Below are 5290 nucleotides of genomic sequence, written 5' to 3'. Positions count from 1 at the left end.
CTCGCGGGTATGCCATATTCGCAGCACGTAAACAATAGACTGCTGGATTTCGTAACGCATCTCATAGTGACCAACAAGAATTCTCCGAACCTCACGTGGATCAAATTCGTCGAGTCGCTCCCCAATACGAGGATGTGTCAGAAATTTTGCTGGGGCAGCCGCCAATGTTTGTACTGTTCGTGCCGCAGCACGTTGGTCTACTGGCGTCAAAAAATCATAGAGTCGCGCCAAGTCAGATAGGGCTTTGCTTGTCCATTTTAATTCCATCAGTGCGGCACATCCATCGGTTTGTCTGTGTCAAGACTATCTGCCCAAGCCTGGACAGTTTGGTGATCAAGAACATGACCAGAATCCACATCCGCCAGCGCCTCCCTTGTCAGGCGGTTGCGCTCTTCTTCTTGGTCAAGCCATTCTGAGAGCGCCTGCTTCATTATCCAGCCGCGAGATCGTTCACGCTGAGAAGCCATCTGATCGATCTTTTCAGCCATCGTTATAGGAACGTGTGCTGTCAGCACTTTAGTTTTTACTTGTGCCATTGTGATCTCCTCTCTAAGCATGTGTGCGTATTCCGGAGCAAAACAGCCACCGATTCCGATCCAATCTGGGCCACTTTTTCCTGATGAGCTGAATCACTGGCCCAATGTCACCGGAATACGCACATGTGACCAATCATAACGATTTATTTACAATCATAACGATTAACTATGACTAAATCAATCCGCAAAAGCATATTTGCAGCGACAATGAGAAGGCATTCCCCCGAAGAACAAGTACGTTTTTTTCGCTTGTTAATTCGGCAGAAAATACCATAAGTCGTCCGGTATTAGCTGATGATGTTTAAGGTGGTTGCTTTTGGGATTCTTACAAGCCCTGCATTATCAGAAATCCCCGCCTGAATCGCCGAGCGGGGATTTGCTGTACTTATGGTCGCAACTCTGGATTGTCAATCTTTTTTGGCCCAATTGATTATACTGTTGAGAATGCACTCAATATAAAGGAGTTGATATGAAGCTTTTTGTCGTAATGGGGAGTCTCAATGCTTTTCTCGCGGTAGCTCTCGGAGCTTTTGGTGCTCATGGGCTAAAGAGTAAAGTTTCGGTAGACATGCTGGCGGTCTGGCAGACCAGCGTGCAGTATCACATGTTTCATGCTCTGGGTTTGATTTTACTTGGGATATTGATACATCTGTTTCCGCAGACAGGTCTGTTGCGGGCTTCAGGATGGCTACTGTTTTCCGGGATTGTTCTTTTCTCCGGCAGCCTCTATGTGATGGTTGTCAGCGGCGTACGTGCTCTTGGTATGGTGACACCTATTGGTGGCATGACTTTCCTGATGGGTTGGTTATTGTTGGCGTTTTGTTTATTCCGTAACCCGTGAATGGATCGAATCATTAAGTCAGATCTAATGACCTTACACCATGAAGCTCAAGCACAAGCCAGACCAAAATGCATGGAATTGCGGATTAAGCGGCAGCCAGAACGCTATCTGTAAAAATATTCACAAGGAGGCTTCTCAGTGATTGCAGTGATCTTTGAAGTATCGCCAGCAGACTCTTACGCCACGAGCCGCGAGAACCTCTTCTACCTCTCTTCAAATCATAGAGAATCGTTGGTATAGCCATACAGCGTGACTGGTTACGGCTGCAGGGAATTGATAGCCTTTATAAATAGAGATTTGATTATTCATACACTCATTCTGAATATTCTGAATGGAAGAGCGTTAAGTTGACAATACCTGGAAGCAGCATGCCGCTACCGAAAAAGGATAGGGATTAATCATGAATATGTTTCAGAGAGTGCTTTTGGTCGATTCATCGACCGGTTTTTACAAGACAAAAAAATACAGTTTTGATCGATATTTCGGACCGATTGACCTCGGTATTCATCTGGCCGAGAAACATCACAGTCTCAATTTCGGGGTTGGCATCTTTGCCGGCTCCATCTTGCCGGGTTCGAATCGGCTGATGGTGACCGGCTTTTCCCCTTGCTGGCAAGGGAACTATATCAGTTCCATGGGAGGGGCAGGGTTGGTCTTCAACAATTTGGGGATCAACATGCTCAGCCTGGTGGGTAAGGCTCCGGTTCCCTCGGTACTTTTTCTGAACCGTACTCATGGTGAAGAGATTGAGGTGGAGATCGTTCCGCTCGATATTGAGAATATCTGGAACTCTGGGAGAACCGGGGTGTACTCGCTCACTGACCAGGTTTATGAGATGTTCAAGGAGCGCTACGAAAATGATCCGCGTATTCTGGTGACCGGACCGTCGGCACAGGAAACCGACATGGGTGGCATTATGTCGGTTCCAATTAACAAGGGGGAGATTAGCTATGTCGATACCTGGGCCGGTCGTGGCGGTTTCGGTAGCGCGATGGTGCAGAATCACGGCATTGTCGCGATTATCTATGGCGGCACTCTGGTTGACGAAGACTTCCGTGATCGCAAGGTGGCCGATGAGTGGTTTCAGAACAAGTATGATCTGCGGCTGATGAAGAAAGATCTGGAGGTGACCAGCAAGTATCGCTTCGACGAAAAGTTCAACACTGGCGGAACATTTGGCGTTAATTACGCCTCAGTCGGGGGGCGAATTATGGCCTTCAATTACCGTACGAACTCCTGGAGCGAAGATGAACGTCTTTCCCTGCATCAGAATTTGGTTGTTGATCACTACCTCAAACAGTTCAACGACGAGACTATCAAAAACAAACAGCAAGCCACCTGTGGCGAGCCCTGTGTCGCTGTATGCAAGAAGATGAATGGAAAGTACAAGAAGGACTTTGAGCCCTACCAAACCATGGGGCCGTTGTGCGGTATCTTTGACCAACGGGCGGCGGAAAAGCTCAACCATCACTGTGATGCCATGGGTTTTGACGCCATCTCAAGCGGAGGTGTTCTGGCTTGGCTGATGGATTTGCTCGACGGGAAACTTTTATCCCTCGCAGAACTCGGCGTCACACGATTGCCAAAGTGGGAAATGACAGAATTCGATGTCGTTCAAGATTCGATGCACAATGCCGAACTTGGCTGCGAACTGATCGACGCTATACTGGAGCGCCGCGGTATTATTGACTTTAGAGAAGGGGTGCGTAAATGGAGCCGTATTCATTCACGGGCGAAAGGAACTGCACTACATAATCGATTCGTCTATACCGCTCACAATCGCCGAGGGTGGATGGTTCCCAATCAGTATTGGGTCTCCGGTGTTCTCGCTCCGATGGCGATGATGGGCAGATATTACATGATCTACAGCTACGACTTCATCCCACCCCGGGCCCTAGGGCGGATGTGTGCAGAGCGGATGAAAAAAGAGTTGCTGATAGACAACATGGGCCTCTGCCGCTTTCACCGTGGATGGGCCGAGGAAATGATGCCGGAAATCATGGGCTCGCTCTATAATTGCAAGGATAAGTTCCTGCAATCCATCGATGTTCTTGCAAGTCGGATTAACAGCCGTAACAGCCCAATTTTCTGGGAATCGGAATCCAATATCGACTATTTGCTGAGTTTTCTGCAGCGCAAAAAAGAAGTCGACAAAGACCCTGACCCGCGCCTTGGGGAATGGCTTGAAAAGTTTGATCGCGACAAGGCTGAAGCGGCCAAGGAGTTTTGGTACGAAACTCTGATGGGGATAGATGAAAGCTTGCGGGAATTTTTTTAAATCATCATTGATGCTTTCGCAAAAAGTATCCGGTTAGCTGGCTAAGCAAAAAGCGCCAAATGCAAGGCGCGCGTTTGTTGAGCAATGAGGCGTACTTAGGTACGTCGAAGCAGCGAAATAAACGCAGCAACGCGGCAGTTTGTGAGTTTTTTCTTAGCCATCATCATTCGTAATCAAACTGACCCAACCAGAGTCCAAATGGTTGGGTCAGTTTTTTATGTTGCGCAGGAATGATTCCTTACTTCATCTAGAGACAAATCGCACCGAATAGGTTTGTAAAAAGTCAGGATCTTACTATCGGAAACGGAAATCGGATTGATGATCCTGTTTTCAAAAGCAGCAAGTTTTGACCGAGATAAGCGTCTTGGATTTTGTGTCACATTGTATTCTGATCCGAAAAGACGAGTTGATAGAATCTTACTGAATACCCTGCATTACCGGAATGATCAGAAAACTCAACGGTAGGATATTTCTTTACTGTTGATTGTGAGAGCCTTGCTGCCTTGCTTTACTCCAAGCAAATAGGCAGATATCACTGTCTTTCCTTCAGGAGGTCATGGAAAGAGTGAAACTTTTTTTCATATCCTTCTTTTAAAGACCACCGTTCGATTTCAGCAATGTCGATGTCAGAGGCATATGCGACAAGGAGAGCCTGTTCCAGGCACTGCTGATCATTCCAATGGAAATAGGCGGCCAATCGATCCTTGACGCAGTCTGTTGGAGATAACGCCGCCAACTCTCCCGTTTCAAAGCTCAACACGACAATTTTTTGCGGCGTTTCATCCCCTACTGCCAAAGGGCCGGCAGGAAACTCAAGAAAATACTGGGTCTCTGGGTGGGTAAAATACTTAGCCTCTTCCTGAAAACCGATCTCGGCCAAAACTTTTTTCAACTTGCGCCGCCCAGAGGATATGTTCTCGATAAAATCCAGGTCGTAAGACACGTACCGCCCTTCACTGTAGATAGCCACGCAGCCACCTCCAGAAAGAACTACGTCGATGCCATTTATTTGGAGATGGGTGCAGACGAAAGCAGCCAGTTCTCCCATGGTCATTGTGTGGATCTTTTTCACAGAGGTTTTCCTTTTCTTCGCGGCCGTTTTCTTACCATGACCAGCTGCTCACGTTCGCTGTCAGAATAAAAGGAAAGCGCTTTATCCAGCAAAGCTTTCAGCTCTTCAAGGAATGGATAGCGCGGGTTAAAAGCATAAAGACGCGTATTGCCAACCAAGCGACTGTACAGTACCCTTCCGACCTCCAGATTTTCAAACTGGTTTTGAATCGATCGAAGATCTGCTCCGTAAAATTTGGCTACTTCTCTCGGATAACCTTCTTCTCTGGCGAAAAGATATAAAAGAACCCTTTCTTTGTTGACGGTTCCAAGTAAAGCCTCAAGCATCCCGTCCTCCATTTTTGACGTGTATTGCTCACCTAAGTGACGTATGTATTCCATCAAATGACGTACTTTATCCGTCAAGATACTTGATTGTAGCGGTATTTACAATAACCAGATTTGCCCATCGAATTGCAAAAAATGCTGATTGTGTTCGGGATAAGGATCAAAGGAATATCGACAGCAGGGTGTCTGAAAAAAAGCGCAATACAGGAATACCCCGCCTGGATCGACAGACGGGGT

At 47.1% G+C, this 5290-nt stretch carries 6 protein-coding genes; 2 read left to right on the top strand and 4 right to left on the bottom strand.

Annotated elements, in window-relative coordinates; all coding sequences use genetic code 11:
• Together AC6F7T_RS02145 and AC6F7T_RS02140 are read right to left on the bottom strand one after the other, a co-directional pair.
• On the bottom strand, positions 1-267 hold a 267-nt coding region (locus AC6F7T_RS02145), incomplete at its 3' end, for a type II toxin-antitoxin system RelE/ParE family toxin (RefSeq protein ID WP_500716322.1).
• Positions 267-536: a ribbon-helix-helix protein, CopG family gene (locus AC6F7T_RS02140; RefSeq protein ID WP_500716321.1), complete on the bottom strand. Its 270-nt coding sequence runs from the start codon at positions 534-536 to the stop codon at positions 267-269. The genes AC6F7T_RS02140 and AC6F7T_RS02145, both read right to left, overlap by 1 nt.
• 469 nt (positions 537-1005) lie before the next feature.
• Here AC6F7T_RS02140 and AC6F7T_RS02135 point away from each other — a divergent pair, with 469 nt between their 5' ends.
• Together AC6F7T_RS02135 and AC6F7T_RS02130 are read left to right on the top strand one after the other, a co-directional pair.
• The gene (locus AC6F7T_RS02135) at positions 1006-1377 is read left to right on the top strand and encodes a DUF423 domain-containing protein (protein ID WP_500716320.1); all 372 of its coding nucleotides are present in this window, start codon (positions 1006-1008) and stop codon (positions 1375-1377) included.
• Positions 1378-1777: 400 nt separating this feature from the next.
• Complete coding sequence (locus tag AC6F7T_RS02130; protein WP_500716319.1) at positions 1778-3655, top strand: aldehyde ferredoxin oxidoreductase C-terminal domain-containing protein; 1878 nt, start codon at positions 1778-1780, stop codon at positions 3653-3655.
• 532 nt (positions 3656-4187) lie between these two features.
• On the opposite strand, the gene AC6F7T_RS02125 is transcribed toward AC6F7T_RS02130, so the two are convergent.
• Positions 4188-4727 (bottom strand): hypothetical protein, encoded by a 540-nt coding sequence (locus AC6F7T_RS02125; protein ID WP_500716318.1) that lies wholly within the window; start codon positions 4725-4727, stop codon positions 4188-4190.
• Positions 4724-5053, bottom strand: coding sequence for an ArsR family transcriptional regulator (locus tag AC6F7T_RS02120; RefSeq protein ID WP_191154970.1), 330 nt, complete (start codon positions 5051-5053; stop codon positions 4724-4726). Before AC6F7T_RS02120 ends, AC6F7T_RS02125 begins: the two co-directional genes overlap by 4 nt.
• Between the last annotated feature and the right edge of the window lie 237 nt (positions 5054-5290).

The sequence above is a fragment of the Pelovirga sp. genome (assembly GCF_059864205.1).
The sequence above is the reverse complement of the archived record's forward strand: the minus strand, read 5'-3'. Positions and strand labels throughout refer to the sequence as shown.

Coding starts and splice junctions, on each gene's coding strand:
- AC6F7T_RS02140 (WP_500716321.1), bottom strand. CDS start 536: ATGGCACAAGTAAAAACTAAAGTGCTGACAGCACACGTTCCTATAACG.
- AC6F7T_RS02135 (WP_500716320.1), top strand. CDS start 1,006: ATGAAGCTTTTTGTCGTAATGGGGAGTCTCAATGCTTTTCTCGCGGTA.
- AC6F7T_RS02130 (WP_500716319.1), top strand. CDS start 1,778: ATGAATATGTTTCAGAGAGTGCTTTTGGTCGATTCATCGACCGGTTTT.
- AC6F7T_RS02120 (WP_191154970.1), bottom strand. CDS start 5,053: ATGCTTGAGGCTTTACTTGGAACCGTCAACAAAGAAAGGGTTCTTTTA.